This is a genomic window from Streptantibioticus silvisoli, assembly GCF_027947535.2.
Lineage (GTDB): Bacteria > Actinomycetota > Actinomycetes > Streptomycetales > Streptomycetaceae > Streptantibioticus_C > Streptantibioticus_C silvisoli.
Genome location: NZ_JAAGKO020000032.1, coordinates 33818 through 59698, shown reverse-complemented (window position 1 = coordinate 59698; position 25881 = coordinate 33818). Strand labels below are relative to the sequence as shown.

21 protein-coding genes are annotated in these 25881 nt (G+C 73.3%); 15 read left to right on the top strand and 6 right to left on the bottom strand.

Annotation, left to right across the window (positions count from 1 at the left end; genetic code table 11):
* Positions 1-33: 33 nt before the first annotated feature.
* Both POF43_RS21375 and POF43_RS21370 read left to right on the top strand, forming a co-directional pair.
* Positions 34-579, top strand: a complete 546-nt coding sequence (locus POF43_RS21375; RefSeq protein WP_271323884.1) for a hypothetical protein — start codon at positions 34-36, stop codon at positions 577-579.
* A 276-nt stretch (positions 580-855) separates the two neighbouring features.
* Positions 856-1428 (top strand): hypothetical protein, encoded by a 573-nt coding sequence (locus POF43_RS21370; protein WP_271323757.1) that lies wholly within the window; start codon positions 856-858, stop codon positions 1426-1428.
* Positions 1429-1489: 61 nt separating this feature from the next.
* Here the strand turns inward: POF43_RS21370 and POF43_RS21365 are convergent, their stop codons facing one another.
* Positions 1490-2860 carry a type III PLP-dependent enzyme domain-containing protein gene (locus POF43_RS21365; RefSeq protein WP_271323756.1) on the bottom strand — a complete coding sequence of 457 codons (1371 nt, stop codon included), beginning with the start codon at positions 2858-2860 and terminating at the stop codon, positions 1490-1492.
* A 336-nt stretch (positions 2861-3196) separates the two neighbouring features.
* Between POF43_RS21365 and hutU the strand changes: the two genes are divergently transcribed.
* The 4 genes from hutU to hutI all read left to right on the top strand — a co-directional run bounded on the left by hutU (position 3197) and on the right by hutI (position 8898).
* Positions 3197-4873, top strand: a complete 1677-nt coding sequence (hutU, locus tag POF43_RS21360; RefSeq protein WP_271316621.1) for a urocanate hydratase — start codon at positions 3197-3199, stop codon at positions 4871-4873.
* Positions 4874-4890: 17 nt separating this feature from the next.
* Positions 4891-6093, top strand: coding sequence for an allantoate amidohydrolase (locus POF43_RS21355; protein WP_271323758.1), 1203 nt, complete (start codon positions 4891-4893; stop codon positions 6091-6093).
* A 106-nt stretch (positions 6094-6199) separates the two neighbouring features.
* The gene (locus tag POF43_RS21350; protein WP_271323755.1) at positions 6200-7546 is read left to right on the top strand and encodes a formimidoylglutamate deiminase; all 1347 of its coding nucleotides are present in this window, start codon (positions 6200-6202) and stop codon (positions 7544-7546) included.
* A 149-nt stretch (positions 7547-7695) separates the two neighbouring features.
* Positions 7696-8898: an imidazolonepropionase gene (gene hutI, locus POF43_RS21345; protein WP_271315726.1), complete on the top strand. Its 1203-nt coding sequence runs from the start codon at positions 7696-7698 to the stop codon at positions 8896-8898.
* A gap of 678 nt (positions 8899-9576) precedes the next feature.
* Here the strand turns inward: hutI and POF43_RS21340 are convergent.
* Positions 9577-10437, bottom strand: coding sequence for an RNA polymerase sigma factor SigF (locus POF43_RS21340; RefSeq protein WP_271315725.1), 861 nt, complete (start codon positions 10435-10437; stop codon positions 9577-9579).
* A gap of 292 nt (positions 10438-10729) precedes the next feature.
* On the opposite strand from POF43_RS21340, the gene POF43_RS21335 reads away from it, so the two are divergent.
* Positions 10730-11098 (top strand): STAS domain-containing protein, encoded by a 369-nt coding sequence (locus POF43_RS21335; RefSeq protein WP_271315724.1) that lies wholly within the window; start codon positions 10730-10732, stop codon positions 11096-11098.
* A gap of 135 nt (positions 11099-11233) precedes the next feature.
* On the top strand, positions 11234-11737 hold the full coding sequence (locus POF43_RS21330) for an ATP-binding protein (RefSeq protein ID WP_271323754.1): 504 nt from the start codon (positions 11234-11236) through the stop codon (positions 11735-11737).
* Positions 11738-12159: 422 nt separating this feature from the next.
* Here POF43_RS21330 and POF43_RS21325 read toward each other — a convergent pair whose 3' ends face one another.
* A complete protein-coding gene (locus tag POF43_RS21325) occupies positions 12160-13665 on the bottom strand; it encodes a peptide MFS transporter (protein ID WP_271325101.1) in 1506 nt (501 codons plus the stop codon).
* A 295-nt stretch (positions 13666-13960) separates the two neighbouring features.
* On the opposite strand from POF43_RS21325, the gene POF43_RS21320 reads away from it, so the two are divergent.
* Together POF43_RS21320 and POF43_RS21315 are read left to right on the top strand one after the other, a co-directional pair.
* Complete coding sequence (locus POF43_RS21320; RefSeq protein ID WP_271315721.1) at positions 13961-14632, top strand: response regulator transcription factor; 672 nt, start codon at positions 13961-13963, stop codon at positions 14630-14632.
* Positions 14633-14645: 13 nt separating this feature from the next.
* The gene (locus tag POF43_RS21315; protein ID WP_271325102.1) at positions 14646-15947 is read left to right on the top strand and encodes a sensor histidine kinase; all 1302 of its coding nucleotides are present in this window, start codon (positions 14646-14648) and stop codon (positions 15945-15947) included.
* A gap of 54 nt (positions 15948-16001) precedes the next feature.
* Here POF43_RS21315 and POF43_RS21310 read toward each other — a convergent pair whose 3' ends face one another.
* Positions 16002-16517, bottom strand: a complete 516-nt coding sequence (locus tag POF43_RS21310; RefSeq protein WP_271315719.1) for a GtrA family protein — start codon at positions 16515-16517, stop codon at positions 16002-16004.
* A gap of 450 nt (positions 16518-16967) precedes the next feature.
* Here POF43_RS21310 and POF43_RS21305 point away from each other — a divergent pair, with 450 nt between their 5' ends.
* From POF43_RS21305 to POF43_RS21295, 3 genes are read left to right on the top strand one after another with little or no spacing between them, the layout of a single operon-like run.
* Entirely contained in the window at positions 16968-18086 is a 1119-nt protein-coding gene (locus tag POF43_RS21305) for a 5-(carboxyamino)imidazole ribonucleotide synthase (RefSeq protein WP_372516097.1), read from the top strand.
* Between the two features lie 57 nt (positions 18087-18143).
* A complete protein-coding gene (purE, locus tag POF43_RS21300; RefSeq protein WP_271314519.1) occupies positions 18144-18647 on the top strand; it encodes a 5-(carboxyamino)imidazole ribonucleotide mutase in 504 nt (167 codons plus the stop codon).
* A gap of 8 nt (positions 18648-18655) precedes the next feature.
* Positions 18656-19858, top strand: coding sequence for a dipeptidase (locus POF43_RS21295; protein ID WP_271314509.1), 1203 nt, complete (start codon positions 18656-18658; stop codon positions 19856-19858).
* Between the two features lie 91 nt (positions 19859-19949).
* On the opposite strand, the gene POF43_RS21290 is transcribed toward POF43_RS21295, so the two are convergent.
* Positions 19950-21290, bottom strand: coding sequence for a UDP-glucose dehydrogenase family protein (locus tag POF43_RS21290; RefSeq protein ID WP_271314510.1), 1341 nt, complete (start codon positions 21288-21290; stop codon positions 19950-19952).
* A gap of 174 nt (positions 21291-21464) precedes the next feature.
* Between POF43_RS21290 and POF43_RS21285 the strand changes: the two genes are divergently transcribed.
* Together POF43_RS21285 and POF43_RS21280 are read left to right on the top strand one after the other, a co-directional pair.
* Positions 21465-22637 carry an acyl-CoA dehydrogenase family protein gene (locus POF43_RS21285; protein WP_271323356.1) on the top strand — a complete coding sequence of 391 codons (1173 nt, stop codon included), beginning with the start codon at positions 21465-21467 and terminating at the stop codon, positions 22635-22637.
* Between the two features lie 472 nt (positions 22638-23109).
* A complete protein-coding gene (locus tag POF43_RS21280; RefSeq protein WP_271314512.1) occupies positions 23110-24342 on the top strand; it encodes a S53 family peptidase in 1233 nt (410 codons plus the stop codon).
* A gap of 99 nt (positions 24343-24441) precedes the next feature.
* Here POF43_RS21280 and POF43_RS21275 read toward each other — a convergent pair whose 3' ends face one another.
* Positions 24442-25722 carry an LCP family protein gene (locus tag POF43_RS21275; RefSeq protein ID WP_271323355.1) on the bottom strand — a complete coding sequence of 427 codons (1281 nt, stop codon included), beginning with the start codon at positions 25720-25722 and terminating at the stop codon, positions 24442-24444.
* Positions 25723-25881 lie beyond the last annotated feature (159 nt).

Below are 25881 nucleotides of genomic sequence, written 5' to 3'. Positions count from 1 at the left end.
CCGCCGCCCCGGCTCGACCTTGGAGGAGACTGCGTGTTGTGCAAGCACCGGCTGGCCACGGCCGCCGCGTTCGGTGCCGCCGGCGCCCTGCTCGCGGCAGGCGGCGCGTCGGCCGCCGAACGCGGCGACGGCAGCGTGACCGCCACCCCGACCGCCGCGTGTGACGCCGCCACCGGGACCGCGCGCATCACCGTGACCGACACCGGCGCCGGCGGCACACCGGACGCCGTCGTGCTCACCGTGCGGTTCGCCACCGGCATGCCCGGCCCGCGGCTGGGCGCGTACCGCTTCCCGCCCGGCACCGCGCCCGGCACGGTCCACACCTTCCACGTCGAATGGCTGCCGGACGGCCAGTACTACCTCTACGTCAACGCCACCCCCGGCACCGACGCCCCGACCGCCACCATCGCCACCGCCGGCCAGCTGTGCACCGTCCACGTCACCGGGTCCGCCGCCCCCGCCCTCGCCGACACCGGCGCCGGCCCGGACGCCGGCCCGCTCTCGCTGGCCGGCGGCGCCGTACTGCTCGGCGGCGCGGCCGTGCTCCTCACCCGCCGCCGCCCGACGCCGCCGCGCTGAGGCGTCCGGCCCGCGTCCCGCGCTGCCCGCGCCGCCGCCGCTGAAGCCGCTGCCCCGCTGTCCACGCCGACGCCGCCCCGCTGAAGCCGCGGCCCCCACCTCCGGCGCCCCCGACACCGCCCCGTCGCCTGCACCGCACCGGTTACGCCGAACGGGTGACCGGAGCGTTGTTCGTCGCTCTCATGCGGCGCTCAGGCAATTCTGAGACTGGGGTCGTACCCTCCCTCGCGAATCGCGTTGGTCCCGGTGGCCGGCGCCGACCTGAGGAGGACTGCCGTGGCAAGGTCGTTCGCACTGGTCAGGGTGGCTGTGCCGGTACGGGCCGCCGGACGCGTCTGGTGGTGGCTGGGGGTGCTGTCGGCGGCGGTGGGGGTCTTCGTGCCCGGATTCACCGGGCGCCGGATCGGGCTGCTGGCCGGCGCGGCGGCCTTCCTGGTCGCGGCGGCGGTGGCCTTCCTCGTCCGCCGCAAGCGTTACGGGCGGCTGGCCGCGGCCGCCTCCCGGGCCGGGAAGTCGGTGATCCTCCAGGACCGGGCCGTCACCGTGCGGGTCTGGCGGCGCGACCGGCGCTGGTGGTTCCCGGTGGCGCTGGTGCTGGCGATCGGCTCGTCGGCCGGCGCGCCCGCCACCGCGGGCCTGCTGCTGGCCGGTGTCGGCGCCGGGCTGTGGCTGAAGGCGGTCGGCCTGGGCCGCTGGGAACGCGCCCACGGTGTCCTGCTGTGGGTGCGCCCCGAGTTCGCCCGCCGCTCACCGGCCGCCGCCGCCGTCCCCGGCTGGCTGACGACCGGTCCCGCCGCCGGTGACGCCCGCCCGGGCGGAGCGCGCCGCCGGGCCCTGGCCCGCGTCTGACCCAAGCGGCCGGGCCCGGGGCGCCGCGGCCGTCCGGCCCGGCCGCGTCCCCGTACGCCGGTCAGCCGCCGGTCAGCGCGCTGAGGGAGTCCGCCCAGCCGCCCCCGCACTCGGCGGTCAGCTCGCGCGGGGTCTGCGGGGCGCGGACGGTGGCGAAGCGGACCGCCCCGTCCGGGTCGACGGTGTAGCCGTGGACGCCGGGGCGCGGCAGCGCGTTGTAGGAGAAGTGCGTGGAGAAGTAGTACGCGCCGGTGTCCAGCAGGGCGACCAGGTCGCCGCGGTCCAGTGGCGGCAGCGGGCGGGCGTGGGCGACGACGTCGCCGGCGAAGCAGCACGGGCCGGCGACGTCCTGCTCGACCGGGTCGCCGTCCTTCGGGTGCCCGGTGCCGTCCAGCGCGACGACCCGCAGCGGCCAGGCGTCCGGCGCGAAGACGGTCCGGGTGGCCACCTGGGCGCCCGCGTGGGTGACCGCGATCCGCCGGCCGCCGGCCGACTTGGCGTACTCCACCCGGGCGAGCAGGCTGCCGTTCTTCGCCAGCAGCGACCGGCCGAACTCGGTGACGATGCCGTACCGCCCGTCGAACAGTCCCGGCACGTGCGCGCGCAGCAGGTCCGCGTAGTCGGCGAAGGCGGGGGAGTCCTCGTCGGAGCCGAAGTCCACCGGCAGGCCGCCGCCGATGTCGAGGGTGTCGACCTGGCGCCGCCCGGCCGCCGCGTTGACGCGTTCCGCCAGGTCGTGCACGGCGCGCACGCCGGCCGCCATCAGTTCCAGCGGGCAGCCCTGGGAGCCGACGTGGCAGTGCAGCCGGGTCAGCCACGGGCGGGCGGCGTAGGCGTCCAGCAGCCAGCGTTCGGCGCCCGGGTCGCGCAGCGGCACGCCGAACTTCGAGGTGGCCGTCGCGGTGCTCATCGCGCCGATGCTGCCGCCGCCGATCTGCGGGTTGACCCGCACGCCCAGCGGTGAGGCGGTCGGCCGGGCGGCCACCGCCGCGTCCAGCCGGTCCAGCTCCTGCGCGTTGTCGGCGTTGACCGCGACGCCCAGCGCCAGTGCCCGGCTCAGCTCGTCCGGGGTCTTGGCGGGCGAGTCCAGCACGATCAGCGCGGCCGGCACCTGCGCGGCGCGGGCCAGCGCCAGTTCGCCGGGGGAGGCCACCTCGCAGCCGATGCCGGCGTCGCGCAGCAGCCGCAGGACCGGCACCAGGGCGGCCGCCTTCACCGCGAAGGTGTGGGTGACCTCGACGCCGGGGGTGGCGAACGCCGCCCGCAGCGCCGCCGCCGACCGGATGATCCCGGTCACGTCCAGCAGCCCGACGACCGGCTGCTCCCGGGGCACCAGCCCCTGCGCCACCGCCGCCCGGAAGGCCAGGGACCGGTCCCTGGCAAGGATCTCCCCGTCGGTGGCGTTCGCGCTGTCCGGCCGCGTGGTCTGCATCCCCCCACTGTCACGTGGCGGCCGCCGCCGCACCACGCGGGAGCCGGGCCCGTGGCGGGCCCCGGCGGGCTCGCGACGCCCGGTGCGGCAGCCGGCCGGGTCACCGAAACGTCCCGATGAAACCGACCGCCGGAACGCTCGGGCGCCTCGCTCCCCCAACCTCCGGCGGGCAAGCGCCCGTTCACCGCGCCGGACGCCGCTGCCCGCGCATTCCCGCTCCGCCGGACACGACCGGGGGGCGCCCCGCTGTTGACTACAAGTATTCAGAAGGGAAATATGTGAATGGCCCGATCCAGTCCCTGGACCGGGCATCCATCCCGCGAGGAGGCGACCCGCATGACCGCACCGGCCGCACAACCCGGTCCCCGTCCGGTACGCGCCCCCCGGGGCACGCAGCTCACCGCCCGCGGATGGCAGCAGGAAGCCGCCCTGCGCATGCTCCAGAACAATCTCGACCCCGAGGTCGCCGAGCACCCCGACAAACTGGTGGTCTACGGCGGCACCGGCAAGGCTGCCCGCGACTGGCGCTCCTTCGACGCCATGGTCCGCACGCTGCGCGACCTCAAGCAGGACGAGACGATGCTCGTGCAGTCCGGCCGGCCGGTCGGGGTGATGACCACCCACGAGTGGGCGCCGCGCGTGCTGATCGCCAACTCCAACCTGGTCGGCGACTGGGCCAACTGGGAGGAGTTCCGCCGCCTGGAGGCCCTCGGCCTGACCATGTACGGCCAGATGACCGCCGGTTCGTGGATCTACATCGGCACCCAGGGCATCCTCCAGGGCACCTACGAGACGTTCGCCGCCGTCGCCAACAAGCGCTTCGGCGGCACGCTGGCCGGCACCATCACGCTCACCGCCGGCCTCGGCGGCATGGGCGGCGCGCAGCCGCTGGCCGTCACCATGAACGACGGGGTGGTGATCTGCGTCGACTGCGACCCGCGGGCCATCGACCGCCGCATCGAACACCGCTACCTCGACGTGAAGGCCGACTCGCTCGAGCACGCGCTGGACCTGGCGACCAAGGCCCGCGACGCCCGCAAGCCGCTGTCCATCGGCCTGCTGGGCAACGCCGCCGACCTGCTGCCGCGCATGCTCGCCATGGGCGCCCCGATCGACATCGTCACCGACCAGACCTCGGCCCACGACCCGCTGGCCTACCTGCCGTCCGGCGTGGACTTCGCCGACATGGCCCGCCTCGCCCGCGACGAGCCCGCCGACTTCACCCTGCGGGCCCGCGAGTCGATGGCGCGGCACGTCGAGGCCATGGTCGGCTTCATGGACGCCGGCGCCGAGGTCTTCGACTACGGCAACTCCATCCGCGGCGAGGCCCAACTCGCCGGATACAGCCGGGCGTTCGCCTTCCCCGGCTTCGTACCCGCCTACATCCGCCCGCTGTTCTGCGAGGGGCGCGGACCGTTCCGCTGGGCCGCGCTGTCCGGCGACCCCAAGGACATCGCCGCCACCGACCGCGCCATCCTGGAGCTGTTCCCGGAGAACGAGTCGCTGGCCCGCTGGATGAAGATGGCCGGCGAACGCGTCCACTTCCAGGGCCTGCCCGCCCGCATCTGCTGGCTCGGCTACGGCGAACGCGACAAGGCCGGCGAGCGCTTCAACGACATGGTCGCCAGCGGCGAGCTGAGCGCCCCCGTCGTCATCGGCCGCGACCACCTCGACTGCGGCTCGGTCGCCTCCCCCTACCGCGAGACCGAGGCGATGCTCGACGGCTCCGACGCCATCGCCGACTGGCCGCTGCTCAACGCCATGGTCAACGTCGCCTCCGGCGCCTCCTGGGTCTCCATCCACCACGGCGGCGGCGTCGGCATGGGCCGCTCCATCCACGCCGGCCAGGTCACCGTCGCCGACGGCACCGCGCTGGCCGGCGAGAAGATCCGCCGCGTCCTGACCAACGACCCCGGCATGGGCGTCATCCGGCACGTCGACGCCGGCTACGACCGCGCCGACGAGGTCGCCGCCGAACGCGCCGTGCGCGTGCCCATGCGGGAGGGCGAGTGACCACCTCCTTCCAGGAGATGTGGCGCGACCTGCGACCGGTCGGCCGCCACCCCGACTCCGGCGGCTACCGGCGGTACGCCTGGACCGGCGCCGACACCGACTGCCGCGCCTGGTTCCGCGACCAGGCCACCGCCCGCGGCATGACCTACGAGTGCGACCGCAACGGCAACCAGTGGGCCTGGCTGGGCGACCCGGCGGCCGGCGACGCCGTCGTCACCGGCTCCCACCTGGACTCGGTGCCGGACGGCGGCGCCTTCGACGGACCGCTCGGCGTGGTCTCCTCCTTCGCCGCCGTCGACGAACTGCGCGCCCGCGGCGCCGCGCCGACCCGGCCGCTGGCCGTCGTCAACTTCGGCGACGAGGAGGGCGCCCGCTTCGGCCTGGCCTGCGTCGGCTCCCGCCTGACCTCCGGCGCCCTGACCCCGCGGGACGCCGGCCGGCTGCGCGACGCCGACGGCGTCAGCCTGCCGCAGGCCATGGAACGCGCCGGCCACGACCCGCAGGCCATCGGCGCCGACCCCGAACGCCTCGCCCGCATCGGCGCGTTCGTCGAACTGCACGTCGAACAGGGCCGCGCCCTCGACCTCACCGGCGACCCGGTCGGCGTCGCCTCCGCCATCTGGCCGCACGGCCGCTGGCGGTTCGACTTCCACGGCGAGGCCAACCACGCCGGCACCACCCGGCTGGAAGACCGCCGCGACCCGATGCTGACCTACGCCAACACCGTGCTGGCCGCCCGCAAACGCGCCCGGCTGGCCGGCGCGCTCGCCACCTTCGGCAAGGTCGCCGTCGAACCCAACGGCGTCAACGCCATCCCCTCGCTGGTGCGCGGCTGGCTCGACTCCCGCGCCGCCGACGAGGCCACCCTCACCGCGCTCGTCGAGGCGGTGGAACGCGCCGCCCGCGAACGCGGCGACCGCGACGGCGTCGGCGTCCACGTGGAACGCGAGTCGTTCACCCCCGTCGTGGAGTTCCAGCACGCGCTGCGCGACCGGGTCGCCACCCTGCTCACCGGCGACCCGGACCGCCCCGCCCCCGTGCTGCCCACCGGCGCCGGACACGACGCCGGCATCCTGTCCGCCGCCGTGCCCACCGCCATGCTCTTCGTGCGCAACCCCACCGGCGTCTCGCACTCCCCGGCCGAAAACGCCGCCGAGGACGACTGCCTGGCCGGCGTCGGCGCGCTCACCGACGTGCTGGAGGGCCTGGCATGCCGCTGACCCGCCCCGGACCGGCCACCCCTCCGCCCGACCTGCCGGCCTCTCCTTCGACCGACCTGCCGGTCACCTCTGCGCCGGCCGCCTCTGCGACCGAGGGGGACCGGCCGTGCCGCTGACCTACTGGGCCGAACACGCCTGGCTCGGCGACCGCGTCGAACCCGGCGTCGCGATCACCGCCGGCGCCGACGGCCGCGTCGCCGAGGTGCGCACCGGCACCGCGACCCCGCCGCCCGGCGCCGAGATCCTGCGCGGCCTGACCCTGCCGGGCCTGGCCGACGCCCACTCCCACGCCTTCCACCGCGCCCTGCGCGGCACCGTCCAGGTCGGCAGCGGCACCTTCTGGACCTGGCGCGAGACCATGTACTCCGTCGCCGCCCGCCTCACCCCCGACAGCTACCACGCGCTGGCCCGCGCGGTGTACGCCGAGATGGCACTGGCCGGCATCACCTGCGTCGGGGAGTTCCACTACCTGCACCACCAGGGCGACGGCACGCCCTACGCCGACCCCAACGCCATGGGCGAGGCACTGATCGCCGCCGCCGACGACGCCGGCCTGCGCATCACCCTGCTCGACACCGCCTACCTGCACGGCGGCCTCACCCCCGAGGGCCACCGGCCGCTGGAAGGCGTCCAGCGCCGGTTCGGCGACGGCGGTGCCGACGCCTGGTACGACCGCTGGACGGCCCTGACCCCGCGCCCGCACGCCCGGATCGGCGCCGCCCTGCACTCGGTGCGCGCCTTCTCCGCCGCCGACGACTACACCGCGTTCGCCGAGCGCACCCGGGGCGTGCCCACCCACGTGCACCTGTCGGAGCAGCCGGCCGAGAACGAGGCGTGCCTGGCGGTGCACGGCCGCACCCCCGCCTCCCTGCTGGCCGGACACGGCTTCTGGGGACCGCACACCACCGCCGTGCACGCCACCCACCTCACCGACGGCGACATCCGGCTGCTCGGCGACGCCCGCGCGACGGTGTGCATGTGCCCCACCACCGAACGCGACCTGGCCGACGGCATCGGCCCGGCCGCCCGACTGGCCGCCGCGGGCTGCCCGTTGAGCCTGGGCAGCGACAGCCACGCGGTGATCGACATCCTGGAGGAGGCCCGCGCCACCGAACTCGACGAACGCCTGCGCAGCCGCACCCGGGGGCACTTCACCGCCGCCGCGCTGCTGCGCGCCGCCACCGGTGACGGCCACGCCGGCCTCGGCTGGCCCGACGCCGGCCGCATCGAGGCCGGCGCGCTCGCCGACCTCACCACGATCGCGCTGGACAGCGTCAGGACCGCCGGGACGCTGCCCCGGCTGGGCGCGGAGACCGCGGTATTCGCGGCGACAGCGGCGGACGTGCGGCACACGGTCGTCGGTGGCCGTCATGTGGTGCGCGACGCGGCGCACCAGCTGGTGCCCGACGTGCCCGCGGCGCTGGCCCGGGCCGTCGCGGACCTGCGGGACTGACGGGCTCCGCCCGCCGCCCGGCGCCGGACCGCGTACCGGCGCCGGACGACCCGCCCGCCGCCCGCGCCCGGCAGGCCCGCCGCACGCCGTACCGTGCGGTGGCCACGCCCGTCAGCGCGAAGACCCCGATGAAGGAGAGCCCGCCCGCGATGAAGCCGCCCACCCCGACCACGGCCACCACGACGACGGCCATCACCAGCATCGGCACTCTGGTCACCAACGATCCCTCCCTCGGTCAGGGGCCTCTCGGCCTGCTTCAGGACGCGGCCGTCGTCATCGACGGTGACCGCGTCGCCTGGGTCGGCACGACAAGCAAAGCACCCGCCACCGACAGTCGCCTCGACGCCGGTGGCAGGGCACTCATCCCCGGATTCGTCGACTCCCATTCCCATCTGGTCTTCGCCGGTGACCGCACCGCCGAGTTCAACGCCCGGATGGAGGGCCGCCCGTACAGCGCCGGCGGCATCCGCACCACCGTCGCCGCCACCCGGGCCGCCACCGACGCCGAACTGGAGGCCAACGTCGCCCGGTTCACCGCCGAGGCGCTGCGCCAGGGCACCACGACCGTCGAGACCAAGTCCGGCTACGGCCTGACCGTCGAGGACGAGGCCCGCGCGCTGCGCGCCGCCGCCCGCCACACCGACGAGGTCACCTTCCTCGGCGCCCACATCGTCGCGCCGGAGTACGCCGACGACCCGGCCGGCTACGTCGACCTGGTCACCGGCCCGATGCTGGACGCCTGCGCGCCGCACGCCCGGTGGATCGACGTCTTCTGCGAACGCGGCGCCTTCGACGGCGACCAGGCCCGCGCCATCCTGACCGCCGGCGCCGCCCGCGGCCTGGTGCCGCGCCTGCACGCCAACCAGCTCGGCCCCGGCCCCGGCGTCCGGCTGGCCGTCGAGCTGGGCGCCGCCTCCGCCGACCACTGCACCCACCTGACCGGCGACGACGTCACCGCGCTCGCCGACAGCGCCGGCCGCACGGTGGCCACCCTGCTGCCCGGCGCCGAGTTCTCCACCCGCTCGCCCTACCCCGACGCCCGCCGCCTGCTCGACGCGGGCGTCACCGTCGCGCTGTCCACCGACTGCAACCCCGGCTCGTCGTTCACCAGCTCCATGCCGTTCTGCGTGGCGCTGGCCGTACGGGAGATGGGCATGACACCGGACGAGGCGCTCTGGGCGGCCACCGCGGGCGGCGCGCGGGCACTGCGCCGCACCGACGTGGGCCGCGTCACCCCCGGCGCCCGGGCCGACCTGACCCTGCTCGCCGCCCCCTCGCACGTCCACCTCGCCTACCGCCCCGGCGTCCCGCTGGTCGACGCGGTCTGGCGTGCCGGGACGCGGGCGGTGTGACGCGCCGGGACGCGGGCGGTGTGACGCGCCGGGACGCGGGCGCGGGCGGGACGGCGCCGGCGCGGTGTGACGGGGATCGCGGCGGCGCGGTGTGAGGGCGGGCGTCTGCGGGGTGTGACCGGGATCGCAGCCGCGCGGTGTGACGGTCGTACCGCGCGGCGCCGGAGGAACCCCCGGAAGGCCCCCGTACGGGTACGCCGCCGGCGGAGCCCCCCGTACCGTCGCCGAAGCGCGCCCGCTGTCAGCCGCGCCCGCCGCCGACAGCCGTACCCGGCGAGGAGAGCGCGTGACCGGCGCAGAACAGCCGCCGTAGCGCACGGCGCCGGAGGAACCCCCGGAAGGCTCCCGTACGGGTACGCCGCCGGCGAAGCCCCCCGTACCGTCGCCGAAGCGCGCCCGCCGTCAGCCGCGCCCGCCGCCGACAGCCGTACCCGGCGAAGAGAGCGCGTGACCGGCGCGGACCGGCCGCCGTAGCGCACGGCGCCGGAGGAGGCCCCCGGAAAGGCTCCCGTACCGCGCGCCGCCGGCGGAGCTCCCCACCGGTGCGCCAGCGGGCCGGAAACCCCGAACGCCCCGCAGGGCGGACCCTGCGGGGCGTTCGGTCGGTGTTCGCGCTGGTGGTGCCCGCCTGCGGAAAAGGCGGTACCGCGGTGGTGGCCGGCGGATGCGGCCCGCGGGTCAGCTCTCGGTCAGCAGGCCGCGGCGCAGCCGGTTCAGCGTGCGGGTCAGCAGGCGGGAGACGTGCATCTGGGAGATGCCCAGCTCCTCGCCGATCTCGGACTGGGTGAGGTTGGCGACGAACCGCAGGGACAGGATCTGCCGGTCACGCGGCGTCAGGCCGGCGATCAGCGGCTTGAGGGACTCCAGGTTCTCGATGCCCTCCAGCCCGTGGTCCTCGTAGCCGATGCGGTCGGCCAGGGCGCCCTCGGAGTCGTCCTCCTCCGGCTGGGCGTCCAGCGAGCTGGCGGTGTAGGCGTTGCTCGCCACCATGCCCTCGACGACGTCCTCGCGCTCCAGGCCGAGGCGCTCGGCGAGTTCGGCGACGGTCGGGGCGCGGTCCAGCTTCTGCGCCAGCTCGTCGCCGGCCTTGGCCAGGTCCAGGCGCAGCTCCTGAAGGCGGCGCGGGACCCGCACCGACCAGGAGGTGTCGCGGAAGAACCGCTTGATCTCACCGATGATCGTCGGCATCGCGAACGTGGGGAACTCCACACCGCGGCTCAGCTCGAACCGGTCGATCGCCTTGATCAGGCCGATCGTTCCAACCTGGACGATGTCCTCCATCGGCTCGCTGCGCGAACGGAAGCGGGAGGCGGCGAACTTCACCAGCGCCAGGTTCAGCTCGACCAGGGTGTTGCGGACGTAGGCGTGTTCGTGGGTGCCTTCCTCCAGCTTCTCCAGCCGGGCGAAGAGCGTCTTCGACAGGGCCCTCGCGTCGACCGGGCCCACCTCGTCGAACGGCGGGATCTCCGGGAGCCCTTCGAGCCCCGCCGCCTCTTCCTTGGTCTGCGCGGGTACGGTCTGCGTTTCGGACCGGGTCATGATCTCCTCCCTCGCGCCGGCCTCCTGCGTTCCGCTGGGCCGGCGTTCGCGAACACCTTTGTTTCAGCCCTACCCGCTCTCACCCGTTCATGGCAAGCCCGCGGTGAAGGACCTGTGGCGATCACGGTCACGCCTTCGCCATGTCGTGGACCCGTTCGCGCCGCCCGGCCACGGCCCGTACTGCCCCCGGGGCGACCGCGCGTGGCCACCGGGCCCGTAGGGTGGCTACCGTACGTCGCACGGACAGCGTAGGGTTCGAAGGCGCAGTCGCAGGCAACCAGGAGGAATGCGCATGGACCGCGGGGTGGTCGGTACTACCGGCCGGGACCGTCTCAGTGTCGCCGTGCGGCGTCAAGATCACTGTGCGATCTTCACACCCGTCGGCGAGCTGGACCATCACACAGCGGATCTGCTCCGCGAGCCGATGGAAGCCGCCTTGGACGAGGGACACGTCAAGCTCGTCGTGGACTGCTCGCAGCTGGAGTTCTGTGACTCCACCGGGCTGAACGTCCTGCTCGGCGCGCGACTGAAGGCCGACGCGGCGGGCGGTGCGGTGCACCTCGCGGCGCTCCGGCCGATTGTCGCCCGGGTCTTCGAGATAACCGGTGCCGAGGCGGTCTTCACCGTCCACGACACGCTGACCGCCGCGCTGGACGGGTGAGGGGTACCCGCCGGGAGCAGGGCCGCCGCGAGACAGCCACTGCCGAGGCGCCGGTCGCAATCGATGGGTGTCACACGCGATCCCTCGGGCAGGAGACATCTCGAATCAGTCGGACATCGGTGAGGTGAAGCGCTGATGAGCACCACCCGGCCTTTTGCGCCGGACGACCGTGAGCGGGATCACGGCGTTCCGTCCTGTACCGCGGCCCTTGAGGATGAGGTGACAGGCATGCCCGGTCACTCTCGCCGGATCACGCTGGCCGATGCCGCAGGGGTGGTTCCGCTCGCCCGGGACTTCACCCGGCAGGCGATGTACGACTGGGGGTGGCTGCCCTCCACGACCGACGACCGCCGCGCGTGCGCCGAGGACATCCTCCTCGTCGTCTCCGAGCTGGTGACCAACGCCTGCCTGCACGGCGGCGGCCCGGACGACCTGTGCCTGCACCGGGCGCCGAAGCTGCTGCGGGTCGAGGTCTCCGACGGCGGCAGCGGCGAGCCGACCCCCCGCACCCCGCACCAGGCCGGCCGCCCCGGCGGCCACGGCATGTTCATCGTGCAGCGGCTCTGCCTCGACTGGGGCGTGGTGCCGCGCGACAGCGCCGGCAAGACGGTCTGGGCCGAACTCGCCTGGCCCGCCTGACCGACGTCCTGCGACGGGCATGTCCTCTCCGGGGGGCGGCGCACGTCTCCCTCCGGGTGGTCGGCGCACGCTCTCCGGTCGCGGCCGTACGTCTTCCGCAGGACCGGTGGGGTGCCCTCGCGGGTCGGCGGAACGGCCTCGTAACGGCCCGCGCACGTCCGGGTGAGCCCCCGCACGGCCCGGGCAAGCCCCGCACCCTCGGCTGATTCACCGCGCCCCCGCCCCCTGCGGAGCCCCCGCACGGCCCGTCGAGCCCCCGCACCCTCAACGGATCCACCGCCACGCCCCCGCGGCCCTCACGCCCCCGGCGGGGTCACCGCCACGCCCCGGGGAGTCACCTCCGGCGGATTCACCGCACCCCCGGCGGGGTCACCGCACCCCCGGCGGGGTCACCGCACGCCCCGGCGAGCCCCCCGCAGGGGTCACCGCACGTCCCCCATGAGGGGGATGATCCGGCGGCGCAGGACGAGCACGGCCACCCCGGCCAGCACCACGACCACGCCCTGGATCGCGAAGGACGCCTGCGACAGGAAGGCGTCGCCGGCGATCAGCTGCACCAGCGCGGCCACGCAGTCACCCGCGGTGACCGCCAGGAACCACAGGCCCATCATCTGACCGGCGTACTTCGCCGGTGCCAGCTTCGTGGTCACCGACAGGCCCACCGGTGACAGGCACAGCTCCGCCACCGTCTGGACCAGGTAGACCACCGCCAGCCACAGCGGCGAGACCTTCGTGCCGCCCGAGGCCGCGGCCTGCGCCAGCATCATCACGCCGAACGAGACGCCGATGCCGATCAGGCCGTAGGCGAACTTCACCGTCGTGCTCGGATTGCGCCGGCCCAGCCGCACCCACAGCATCGCCACGAACGGCGCCAGCGCCATGATGTACAGCGGGTTGAGCGACTGGAACCAGCTGCTGGGGAAGTGCATGCCCCACAGCGACGAGGCGGTGTCGTCGCTGGCGAAGACCGTCAGCGTGGAGCCGGACTGGTCGTAGATCATCCAGAAGACCGCGGCGGCCAGGAAGAACCAGATGTAGCCGGTGACCTTCCGCCGTTCGTCGGCGGTGATGTCCCGGTCGCGCCGGATCCGGATGAAGTAGTAGGCGGGCAGCGCCAGCCCGGCCAGTGACAGCGGCCACAGCACCCACTCGATGGTGAACGAGCCGGAGAACAGCACGGCGCCGTAGAAGACCGCGGCCGCCGCCAGCCACAGCGCCGCCCGCTTGGCCAGCGCCACCCGCTCCGCGCCGCGCAGCGGGGTCGGCACCCGTGAGCTCTCCGGGGCCAGATGGCGCGAACCCAGCAGGTACTGCGTCAACCCGATGGCCATGCCGACACCGGCCAGGGCGAAGCCCAGATGCCAGTTGACCTGCTGGCCCACGGTGCCGATCACCAGCGGCGCGGCGAACGCGCCCAGGTTGATCCCCATGTAGAAGATGGTGAACGCCCCGTCGCGCCGCGGATCGTTGCGGTCCGGGTACAGGTGGCCGACCATCGTGGAGATGTTGGCCTTCAGCAGGCCGGAGCCGATCGCGATGAACACCAGGCCGGCGAAGAACGTGCCGTGCACCGGCACCGCCAGCAGGAAGTGCCCGGTCATGATCACCGCGCCGGCCACCGCGACCGTGCGCCGCGGTCCCCACAGCCGGTCCGCGATCCAGCCGCCCGGCATCGCCAGCAGGTAGACCGTCGCGTTGTAGACCGAGTACAGCGCCGCGGCGGTGGCCGCCTTCATCGCCATACCGCCCTGCGAGGCCGGCGCCACCAGGTACAGCACCAGCAGCGCGCGCATCCCGTAGAAGCTGAACCGCTCCCACATCTCGGTCATGAACAGCGTGGCCAGTCCGCGCGGGTGACCGAAGAAGGTCCGGCCGCCGGCGGGCGGCGCGGGCGCCGTCAGGCCCTTGGTCAGGCTGGTGGAAGGCATCGGGGGACGCGTCCTCGTTCTCGTGGGGGGATTCGCCGGGGGGATTCGCCGGGTCTCGACAGGTTCTGGTCCGTCCCCCGGTCGGAATGCACGGGGGACCACTCGACAGTACGAACCGATGGCGGCGTTTACGGCCGGTAAGGCACGTTAGGGGGTGATGTGAGAGATCTTTCACAGGGCGCCCGGAAGCTTCCCGAGCCGGATCGGCCGCCGGCGCGCCCCCGGTGATCCACTCCATCCGGTGGTCCGCCGCCCGTGCGCCCCCAGGTCACGCCGCGCGGACTACCATCAGCCCATGACCCGAGTTCTGCTCGCCGAGGACGACGCCTCCATCTCGGAACCACTGGCGCGCGCGCTGCGCCGTGAGGGATACGAGGTCGAGGTGCGCGAAGACGGACCCACCGCCCTGGACGCCGGTTTGCAGGGCGCCGTGGACCTGCTGGTGCTGGACCTCGGCCTGCCCGGCATGGACGGCCTGGAGGTGTGCCGGCGGCTGCGTACCGAGGGCCACGGCTTCCCGGTCCTGGTCCTGACCGCCCGCGCCGACGAGGTCGACACGGTGGTCGGCCTCGACGCCGGCGCCGACGACTACGTCACCAAGCCCTTCCGCCTCGCCGAACTGCTGGCCCGCGTGCGGGCCCTGCTGCGCCGCGGCAGCACCGAGGCCCAGCCCGCCACCCAGGGCGTCCGGATCGACGTGGAGTCGCACCGCGCCTGGATCGGCGACGACGAACTGTCCCTGACCGCCAAGGAGTTCGACCTGCTGCGGGTCCTGGTGCGGGACGCCGGGCGCGTCGTCACCCGCGACCAGCTGATGCGCGAGGTGTGGGACACCACCTGGTGGTCGTCCACCAAGACCCTCGACATGCACATCTCCTGGCTGCGCAAGAAGCTCGGCGACGACGCGGCCAACCCGCGGTACATCTCCACGGTGCGTGGCGTCGGCTTCCGCTTCGAGAAGAACTGACCGTCCGGCCGCGATGCGTCGGCGTCTGATCAACTCCACCCTCGCCGTGGTCCTGGTGGTGATCGCCGTCTTCGGCATCTCCCTGGTCATCGTCGAGAGCCGCACGATCGAGTCCAGCGCGCGCGAGAGCGTGCAGTCCGACGCCGTCCAGCTGGTCGGCGTGGTGGAGAACCGCATCGCGGCCGGGGAGAAGGTCTCCGCCCGCGCCCTGGCCCGGCAGATCGACCACGACCGGTACGCCGTCATCACGGTGCCGGGCCAGGCGCCGATCCACCTGGGCACCCGGCCGGCGGGCCAGGTCATCTCCGCCACCCGCACCGGCGCGCACGGCGAGAGCGCCATGGTGCTCGAGTCGCGCACCGTCGTCAGCCAGCAGATAGGCCGCACCCTGCTGGTCATTCTGGCGGTCGCCCTGCTGGCCATCGCCGCCGCCGTGGTGCTCGCCGTCCAGCAGGCCCGGCGGCTGGCGGCACCGCTGATCGACCTGGCCGGCACCGCAGAACGCCTCGGCTCCGGCGACCCCCGGCCCCGGCACCGCCGCTACGGGGTGCCGGAGCTGGACCGGGTCGCCGACGTGCTGGACTCCAGCGCGGAACGCATCGCCAAGATGCTCACCGCCGAACGCCGGCTGGCCGCCGACGCCTCCCACCAGCTGCGCACCCCGCTCACCGCGCTGTCGATGCGGCTGGAGGAGATCATCGCCACCGACGACCACGACACCGTGGAGGAGGAAGCGACGATCGCGCTCAGCCAGGTCGAGCGGCTCACCGACGTCGTCGAACGGCTGCTGACCAACTCCCGTGACGCGCGCTCCGGTTCGGCGGTCGCCTTCGACCTCGACGAGGTCATCAAGCAGCAGCTGGAGGAGTGGCGCCCGGCCTACCGCGGCGAGGGCCGCGGCATCTCCCGCTCCGGAACGCGCGGCCTGCGCGCCGTCGGCACCCCGGGCGCCGTCGCCCAGGTGCTGGCCACCCTGATCGAGAACTCCCTCATGCACGGCGCCGGATCGGTGGTGATCCACACCCGGGTCACCGGCAACCAGGCGGTCGCCGAGGTCACCGACGAGGGCCAGGGCGTGCCGCCCGACCTCGGCTCCCGGGTCTTCGAGCGCACGGTCAGCGGCCGCAACTCCACCGGCCTGGGCCTGGCCGTCGCCCGCGACCTCGCCGAGGCCGACGGCGGTCGGCTGGAACTGCTCCAGCAGCGCCCGCCGGTCTTCGCCCTCTTCCTGGCCCGTGAGGGCCTCCAGGGCCGCGAGAACGGCCCGGACGCGCCGAAGGGCGGCCCTGGCGAGGACCGCCCTCCGGTGCGCTGAGCAGGCGCCGGGTCTTACGGGGGAGCGCCGGACCGTACGGGCAGGCGCCGGGCCTTACGGGCGGGGCCGTCCCGGACGGATCTGCGCGCCGCGCTCGGCGTCGGTGAGGATCGCCTCGGCCTGCTCGGTCGCCGCGCCGTCCAGCGTGCGGAACACCCAGGTGCGGTAGGACCAGAAGCGGAACAGCGTGGCGATGCCGATGCCGAGGAACTTGAAGACGTTGTTGGACAGCGTGCTGTCCCAGTGCATCCCGTAGGTGGCCACGTAGAGCACGCCGTTCTCGATCAGGGCGCCGATCAGGCTGAAGAACGTGAACAGCCCGATCTCGCGGCCCCGGCCGCCGCGGTCGCGGTCACGGTAGGTGAAGTACCGGAACCCCACGTAGTTGAAGACGATCGAGACCACGGTCGCTATGACGCTGGCCCGCACGGGCTGAAGACCGGTGGTCCAGCGCAGCACGTTGAAGATCAGGAGGTTGACGCCGATCCCCGCGATGCCCACCACACCGAACTTGGCGATCTCCCGGTAGAGGAGCCTCGCGCGGGCGTGCAGGGCACTGAGTCGACTCATGATGTCGCTGGACCTTCTGTCGGGGGTGTGGACGGTGTCGTTGGGCCGTTCGGCTGTTCCCCGGGGCTTCATGCTAACCACCGCTGACGAGCGGCCGCCTGTCGGGAACGGTCGCCCCGGGCGGCGCGGGGGGCGGCGCGGGGAGGCGCCGGGCCGGTCCGTCCGCGCATCGGGCCGGTCCGTCCACGAATACTGACGAGTGAGCGACGGGCGAGGTTCGCCCGCGGGCATGAAATTCCCATTATTCCGTTCGGTGGCCCCGCGCACCCGCCGGGTGATCCTCCGAAGTCCCGGGGCGGCGCCCGGTACGTTCCTCCCGGTCCGGCGACCGGTCCGGCGACCGGCCCGGGAACCGGTCGGGGGCGGCGGGGGACCGGCCGGGGCGGGGGCGCGGCCCGCGGCCGGGCCGGCGGCCGATACCCTGTGGGGGTGACTTTCCCGGTAGTCGGCATGGTGGGCGGAGGCCAGCTCGCCCGGATGACCCATCAGGCGGGTATCCCGCTCGGCGTCCAGTTCAAGCTGCTCAGCGACGGCCCGCGCGACTCCGCCGCGCTGGTGGCGGCCGACGTGGTGGTCGGCGACTACCGCGACCTGGAGACGCTGCGTGCGTTCGCCCGCGGTTGCGACGTCGTCACCTTCGACCACGAACACGTGCCCACCGAGCACCTGCGCGCCCTGCAGGCCGACGGCGTCGTGGTGCGCCCCGGCCCGGACGCGCTGGTGCACGCCCAGGACAAGGGCGTCATGCGCGCCCGGCTCACCGCCATCGGCGTCCCGTGCCCGCGGCACCGCATCGTCACCGGCCCGGCCGACGTGACCGCCTTCGCCGCCGAGGGCGACGGGTACCCGGTGGTGCTGAAGACGGTCCGCGGCGGATACGACGGCAAGGGCGTGTGGGTGGTGCGCGGCGAGCAGGAGGCCGCCGAGCCGTTCCGGGCCGGGGTGCCGGTGCTGGCCGAGGAGAAGGTCGACTTCGTCCGGGAACTCGCCGCCAACGTGGTGCGCTCCCCGCACGGCCAGGCCGTCGCCTACCCGGTGGTGGAGTCGGTGCAGGTCGGCGGGGTCTGCGACACCGTGATCGCCCCGGCGCCCGGCCTGGACCCCGAACGGTCCGCGCACGCGCAGGACCTCGCGCTGCGGATCGCCGCCGAACTCGGGGTCACCGGCCACCTCGCCGTCGAACTGTTCGAAACCACCGACGGCCGGGTGCTGGTCAACGAACTCGCGATGCGCCCGCACAACAGCGGCCACTGGACGCAGGACGGCTCGGTCACCTCGCAGTTCGAGAACCACCTGCGCGCCGTGCTGGACCTGCCGCTCGGCGACCCGCGCCCGCGCGCGCCGTGGACGGTGATGGCCAACGTGCTCGGCGGCGACTACCCCGACATGTACTTCGGCTACCTGCACTGCATGGCCCGCGACCCCGGCCTGAAGATCCACATGTACGGCAAGGACGTCAAGCCCGGCCGTAAGGTCGGCCATGTCAACGTGGCCGGCGACGACCTCGCCGACGTGCGCGACCGCGCCCGGCACGCCGCGGACTACCTGCGCGGGACCATCCAGGAATGAACCCGCAGTGATCGAGGAGTGACAGTGACGGGTAACCAGCCGCTGGTCGGCATCGTGATGGGCTCCGACTCGGACTGGCCGGTGATGGAGGCCGCGGCCACCGCGCTGGCCGAGTTCGAGGTGCCCTACGAGGTCGACGTGGTCTCCGCGCACCGCATGCCGCGCGAGATGGTCGCCTACGGCGAGCAGGCGGCCGGCCGCGGCCTGAAGGCGGTCATCGCCGGCGCGGGCGGCGCCGCCCACCTGCCGGGCATGCTGGCCTCCGTCACCACGCTCCCGGTCATCGGGGTGCCGGTGCCGCTGAAGTACCTCGACGGCATGGACTCGCTGCTGTCCATCGTGCAGATGCCGGCCGGCGTCCCGGTCGCCACCGTCTCGGTGGCCGGCGCCCGCAACGCCGGGCTGCTCGCGGTGCGCATCCTGGGCGCCTTCGACCCCGAACTCGCCGACCGCATGGCGCGTTTCCAGCAGGAGCTGAACGCCCAGGCCACCGAGAAGGGCCGGCGGCTGCGCGCCAGGGCGGGCCTGCCGGACGCGGGTTTCGGCTTCAACGGAAAGTGAGTGCCCTCGTGTCCAGCGAACAGCGACTGACCCGGGCCCGCGAACTGCTCGCCGCCCACCCGGTGGTCGACGGCCACAACGACCTGCCGTGGGCGCTGCGCGAACAGGTCCGCTACGACCTCGACCGGCTCGACATCGCCACCGACCAGTCCGCCTGCCTGCACACCGACATCCCCCGGCTGCGGGCCGGCGGGGTCGGCGCGCAGTTCTGGTCGGTCTACGTCTCCTGCGAGCTGGCCGGCGACGACGCGGTCAGCGCCACCCTCGAACAGATCGACGTCGTACGGCAGTTGACGGACCGTTACCCCGCGGACCTGAAACTCGCCCTGACCGCCGACGACATGGAGACCGCCCGCGCCGAGGGCCGGATCGCCTCGCTGATGGGCGCCGAAGGCGGCCACTCCATCAACTGCTCGCTGGCGACGCTGCGTTCACTGCACGCGCTCGGCGTGCGGTACATGACGCTGACCCACAACGACAACGTGCCGTGGGCGGACTCCGCGACCGACGAGCCGAAGGCGGACGGGCTGACCGCGTTCGGCGAGGAGGTGGTCCGGGAGATGAACCGGACCGGCGTGCTCGTCGACCTGAGCCACGTGGCGCCCGCCACGATGCGCGACGCGCTGCGGGTCAGCGAGGCGCCGGTGATCTTCTCGCACTCCTCCGCCCGCGCGGTCTGCGACCACCCGCGCAACATCCCGGACGACGTGCTGGCCGCGCTGCCCGGCAACGGCGGCGTGGCGATGGCCACGTTCGTGCCGAAGTTCATCCTGCCGGCCGCCATCGAGTGGACCCGGGCGGCCGACGAGAACATGCGCGCCCACGGCCTGCACCACCTCGCCACCACCCCGGAGGCGATGCGGGTCCAGCGCGAGTACGAGGCGGCCCGCCCCCGCCCGGTCGCCACCGTCTCCACGGTCGCCGACCACCTCGACCACCTGCGCGAGGTGGCCGGCGTCGACCACATCGGCGTCGGCGGCGACTACGACGGCACCGCCTTCCTGCCGGCCGGCCTCGACGACGTCTCCGGCTACCCGCGGCTGGTCGCCGAACTCCTCGACCGCCACTGGTCCGACGCCGACCTCGCCAAGCTCACCTGGCGCAACGCGGTCCGCGTCCTGCGCGACGCGGAGTCCGTCGCCGCCGAACTGAGCGCCCGGCGCGGCCCGTCCAACGCGACGATCGACCAACTGGACGGCCCGGCGCGGTAGTTCGGCGCCGCTGTTGAGGGACGCGAACGGCGGGACCGCGGGCAGCCCCGCGGTCCCGCCGTTCGCACTCCCGGAGCCGCGGCCGCTCCGGTCACGCGTTCGGCCGCCCGAGGGCGCGGAACGTCCAGCCGGCCTTGCGCCACAGGGCCGGGTCGAGGGCGTTGCGGCCGTCGAGGACGACGCGGTCGGCGACGGCGTCGGCCAGCTCGGCGGGGTCCAGCTCGCGGAACTCGCGCCACTCGGTCAGGTGGAGCACCAGGTGGGCGTCGCGGACCGCCTCCAGCGCGGTCGGGGCGTAGCCCAGGGTGGGGAAGACCTTCGCGGCGTTCTCCATGCCCTTGGGGTCGTAGACGGTGACCTGGGCACCCTGGAGGTGTATCTGCCCGGCGACGTTGAGCGCGGGGGAGTCGCGCACGTCGTCGCTGTCCGGCTTGAAGGTGGCGCCCAGGACCGCGATCCGCTTGCCGAGGAAGCCGCCGCCGCAGGCCGCGCGGGCCAGCTCGACCATGTGGCCGCGGCGCCGCATGTTGATGGAGTCGACCTCGCGCAGGAAGGTCAGCGCCTGGTCGGCGCCCAGCTCACCGGCCCGGGCCATGAAGGCGCGGATGTCCTTGGGCAGGCAGCCGCCGCCGAAGCCGATGCCGGCCCGCAGGAACTTCGGGCCGATGCGCTCGTCGTGCCCGAGGGCCTCGGCGAGCTTGACCACGTCGCCGCCGGCCGCCTCGCAGACCTCGGCCATCGCGTTGATGAAGGAGATCTTGGTGGACAGGAAGGAGTTCGCCGCGTTCTTCACCAGCTCCGCGGTCGGGTAGTCGGCCACCACGAACGGGCTGCCGCCGGCCACCGGAACGGCGTACACCTCGCGCAGCAGGGCCTCGGCGCGCTCGCTGCGCACGCCGACCACGATGCGGTCCGGGTGCAGGGTGTCCTGGACGGCGTAGCCCTCGCGCAGGAACTCCGGGTTCCACGCCAGCTCGGCCGCCGCGCCGGCCGGGGCCAGCTCGGCCAGCCGGGCGGCGAGCCGGTCCGCGCTGCCGACCGGCACCGTGGACTTGCCGACCACCAGGGCCGGCCGGGTCAGCAGCGGCGCCAGCGACTCGAACGCGGCGTCGACGTAGGACATGTCGCACGCGTACTCGCCGCGCTTCTGCGGGGTGTTGACGCAGACGAAGTGCACGTCGCCGAAGTCGGCGACCTCCTGCCAGGAGGTGGTGAAGCGCAGCCGGCCGCTGGAGCCGTCGATGCCGGCCACGTGCCGGGCCAGCAGCTCGTCGAGGCCGGGTTCGAACATCGGGCCGTGGCCGGCCGTCAAGGTGGCGATCTTCGCCGGGTCGATGTCGAGCGCCAGCACCTCGAAGCCCAGCTCCGCCATGGCCGCGGCATGCGTCGCACCGAGGTAGCCGGTGCCGATCACGGTGAGCTTGAGCGTCACGGAACATGCCTTTCGGGGTACCGGCCAGTGGGCCGCCCCCTACCGCGGCGGGGAGCGGTGCGCAGATGAGCATAGCCGGGGCCCTGTAGGGAAGCTCACCTATCCGCTCCCGGTGCGCGGACCCTAGAATCAGGTTACTTAACGGTAGTTAGCAAGAGCTTGGGAGTGAGCACCGTGGCGGGTTCCACCGATTTCGACCTCTACCGGCCGTCCGAGGAGCACGAGATGCTCCGGGAGGCGGTGCGTGCGCTGGCGGAGGCGAAGATCGCGCCGTTCGCCGCGGAGGTGGATGAGCGGGCTCGTTTTCCGCAGGAGGCGCTGGAGGCGCTGGTGGCGAACGATCTGCACGCGGTGCATGTGCCGGAGGTGTACGGGGGTGCGGGGGCGGACGCGCTGGCGACGGTGGTGGTGATCGAGGAGGTGGCGCGGGTGTGTGCTTCCTCGTCGTTGATTCCGGCGGTGAACAAGTTGGGGTCGTTGCCGGTGATGTTGTCGGGTTCGGAGGAGTTGAAGCGGCGGTATCTGGGGCCGTTGGCGCGGGGTGAGGGGTTGTTCTCGTACTGCCTGTCGGAGCCGGAGGCGGGTTCGGATGCGGCGGGGATGCGGACGCGTGCGGTGCGGGACGGGGATTTCTGGGTGCTGGACGGGGTGAAGCGGTGGATCACGAATGCGGGGGTGAGTGAGTACTACACGGTGATGGCGGTGACCGATCCGGACAAGCGGTCGAAGGGGATAAGCGCGTTCGTGGTGGAGAAGTCGGACGAGGGGGTGTCGTTCGGTGCGCCGGAGCGGAAGTTGGGGATCAAGGGGTCGCCGACGCGTGAGGTGTATCTGGACGGGGTGCGGATTCCGGCGGATCGGATGATCGGTGCGGAGGGGACGGGGTTCGCGACGGCGATGAGGACGCTGGATCACACGCGGATCACGATCGCGGCGCAGGCGTTGGGGATCGCGCAGGGGGCGTTGGACTACGCGAAGGGGTATGTGCGTGAGCGCAAGCAGTTCGGCAAGCCGGTGGGTGATTTCCAGGGTGTGCAGTTCATGCTGGCGGACATGGGGATGAAGCTGGAGGCGGCGCGGCAGTTGACGTATGCGGCGGCGGCGCGTTCGGAGCGGGTCTCGCGGGGGTCGGGCAAGGAGGATCTGACGTTCTTCGGTGCGGCGGCGAAGTGCTTCGCCTCGGACGCGGCGATGGAGATCACGACGGACGCGGTGCAGTTGCTGGGCGGTTACGGGTACACGCGTGACTATCCGCTGGAGCGGATGATGCGCGACGCGAAGATCACCCAGATCTACGAGGGCACCAACCAGGTCCAGCGCATCGTCATGGCACGCAACCTCCCGTAACCCGGGTCGTTGGCGTTCAACTGCCCGTGATGCGGGGGCGGTTGACGCACACGGTCGGCCCCCGGCGCGTCCCGCGCCGGGGGCCGATCCATGTCCCGCCGCATGTCCCGCCGGAAGTGCCGCCGGATGTCCCGCCGCATGTCCGCACCCGGTCGCGCGGTGGCCGCTCCGGTCGGCCGTGGCTGGAAAACGGCGCGCGGCAGGGGACTTTAAGCGGAGCCGCCACGTCCGGTGCCGCGTGCCCGGTTTGGGTGGCCGAAAACGACTTTTGCCCTCGGTAGCCCCAGGGGTTCACCAAAAGTCGGTCATCGCGAACCGCCGAAGGTAAAGCGGGGGTCGATCTTCTCCGTGCCGTCTTGTTGAAAGGTCCACGTCAACATTACGTTTCTCGCCAGCCACCACCGGCCGGGGTGGCAACCCGCACCGCCGTACGTGCAACTCCCCCGTTCACCCCCGCTACAGGAGGATCACGTTGCGCACCCTCGTCAAGTCGCAGTCGCGCCGCATCGCGTACTCGGTCGTCGGCGCCGCCGCCCTGGCCGTCTCGGGCCTTGCCGCCACCGCCCCGGCGGCCACCGCCGCCGGCACGCACCACGTGTCGTGGACCCGTTCCTGTGCCACTCCGACGCACGTCGGCGTCATGGCGTGCAACGCCCTGCGCGTGACCAGCGTCACGGAGAACGCCCCGATGGGCGTGCACCCCGGTGCCACCCCCAGCGGTTACGGCCCCAGTGACCTCTACAGCGCCTACAACCTGCCGACGGGCGGCGGCGCGGGCCAGACGGTCGCCATCATCGACGCCTACGACGACCCGAACGCGGCCGCCAACATGGCGACCTACAGATCGCAGTACGGCCTGCCCGCCTGCGGCACCGGCTGCTTCACCAAGATGAGCCAGTCCGGCTCGACCACCTCGCTGCCGACCGCCGACGCCGGCTGGGCCGAGGAGGAGTCGCTGGACCTGGACATGGTCTCGGCGATCGCGCCGAACGCGCACATCATCCTGGTCGAGGCCACCTCCTCCTCCAACGCCAACCTGGGCAAGGCGGTGAACGAGGCGGTCACCAAGGGCGCCAAGTTCGTCTCCAACAGCTACGGCGGCGGCGAGTCCTCCTCCGACAGCAGCTACGACAGCAGCTACTACGACCACCCCGGTGTCGCGGTCGTCGCCTCCTCCGGTGACAGCGGCTACGGCGTGGAGTACCCGGCGGCGTCGAAGTACGTCACCGCGGTCGGCGGCACCGCGCTGAACAAGGCGTCCAACGCCCGCGGCTGGTCGGAGAGCGTGTGGTCGACCTCCTCCTCCGAGGGCGCCGGCTCCGGTTGCTCGAAGGACGACGCCAAGCCGACCTGGCAGAAGGACACCGGCTGCGCCAAGCGCACCGTGGCCGACGTCTCCGCGGTGGCCGACCCGGCCACCGGTGTCGCGGTCTACGACACCTACGGCGGCGACCCGGGCTGGGAGGTCTTCGGCGGCACCTCGGTCGCCTCGCCGATCATCGCCTCGGTCTACGCCGACGCCGGCACCCCGTCGTCCGGCTCGGTCCCGGCGTCCTTCCCCTACGCCCACACCGGCAGCCTGAACGACGTCACCACCGGCTCGACCGCCAGCTGCTCGCCCGCGTACCTGTGCACCGCGGAGACCGGCTACGACGGCCCGACCGGCCTCGGCACCCCGAACGGCCTGACCGCCTTCACCGGCTGACGGCCACCGCACCGCACGCCGCCGCCCCCGGTCACCAGGTGACCGGGGGCGGCGGCGTTGCGCTGCGGTGCGGGTGCGGGGGCCGGGTGGCCGGCCGGCTCAGTTCGAGGCGGTCGCGGTGACCGGCTGGTCGTTCTGCAGCTGGCTGAACAGCTCGTGCGCCCGGGTGGTGTCCCAGGCCACCGCGTCGCCGTCGCTGGGGGTCGGCAGGTTGGGGTTGGAGATCGGCACCGTCAGCGACTTGCCGTTGCCGCCGGAGACGTCCTTCATGGCGAAGAACATCTGGGACAGGTCGTAGAGGTTCATGCTCTTGTCGACCTCCAGCGTCTCCAGGCCCGCGCCGAGCACCGGGTAGAGCTTGAAGGGGTTCAGCACGGTCGACGGCGAGGCCGCCTGGTGGGCCAGGGTGGCCAGGAACTTCTGCTGGTTGCGCATCCGTCCCAGGTCCTGGTCGGCCTCCGCGTGCCGCTCACGCACGAACTCCAGCGACTGCTGGCCGTTGAACTCCTGGCAGCCCGCCTTGAAGTCGGCGCCCGAGGCGGTGTCGTGGATCGCGTTCGGCAGGCACATGTTGACCCCGCCCAGCGCGTTGACCAGGTTCACGAAGCCGGTGAAGCCGATCTCCGCGTAGTGGTCGATGTGGATACCGGTGTCGTGCTCCACCGTCTGCGTCAGCAGCGCCCCGCCGCCCCACGAGTACGCGGTGTTCAGCTTGTGCGTGGTGGCCGGGTAGTGCTTGCCGGACTCACCGGTGAACGCCGGTATCGTCACGTAGGAGTCACGCGGCAGGCTCATCAGCGTGTCGCCGTTGGAACCTATGTGCAGCACCATCATCGAGTCGGTGCGCTTGCCGTCGGCGGAGCCGGTGTGCAGCTCCTTCTTCTCCGCCGCCGACATCCCGTCGCGGCTGTCGGAGCCCACGATCAGGTAGTTGGTGCCCTTGCCGACCGGCGGCCGGTCCGGCAGCGTGCTCAGGTCGACGGTCCGCGCGAGCTTGCCGTCCGCCCAGAAGTACGTGCCGATGGACGTGGCGATCAGCGCGACGACCAGCGTCAGCACGCCGTACGTGATGCGCTTGCGCCAGTTGCGCGGCCGGCCCGGTCCGCTCCCGCCACCGCCGCGGTACGGCGGGGCGCCCCCGTCGTACCCGGGGTCGCGCTGCGGCTGCCGGGGCACCCGGCCCGCGCGGCGTGGGTCCAGCTCCGGGGGCAGCGGCGGCTCGCCGTGCGTGCGCCCCTGCTGCGGGTGACCGCCCGGATACGCCTGCCGCCCACGGTCGTCCGGCCGCCCGCCGTAGCGGTCCTCGCGCCGGACGTGCGGCATCACACGGGCCCCCTCGGGCTCGCCCTCGTCGGTCCAACCATCGCGCCATGCGTCCATGCACTGAAGTGTGCCCGCTGACCGCCCGGGGCCGACGGGCCGGGACCGTTCTGTAGCAGACCTGATGGATTGGTGACCGTACTTTCATCCGACCCTTTCATCCGATCGAGAGGGGAGCGGGTCCGGGCCAGTGTCCCGACGGCGAAGCGGCCCGGGAAC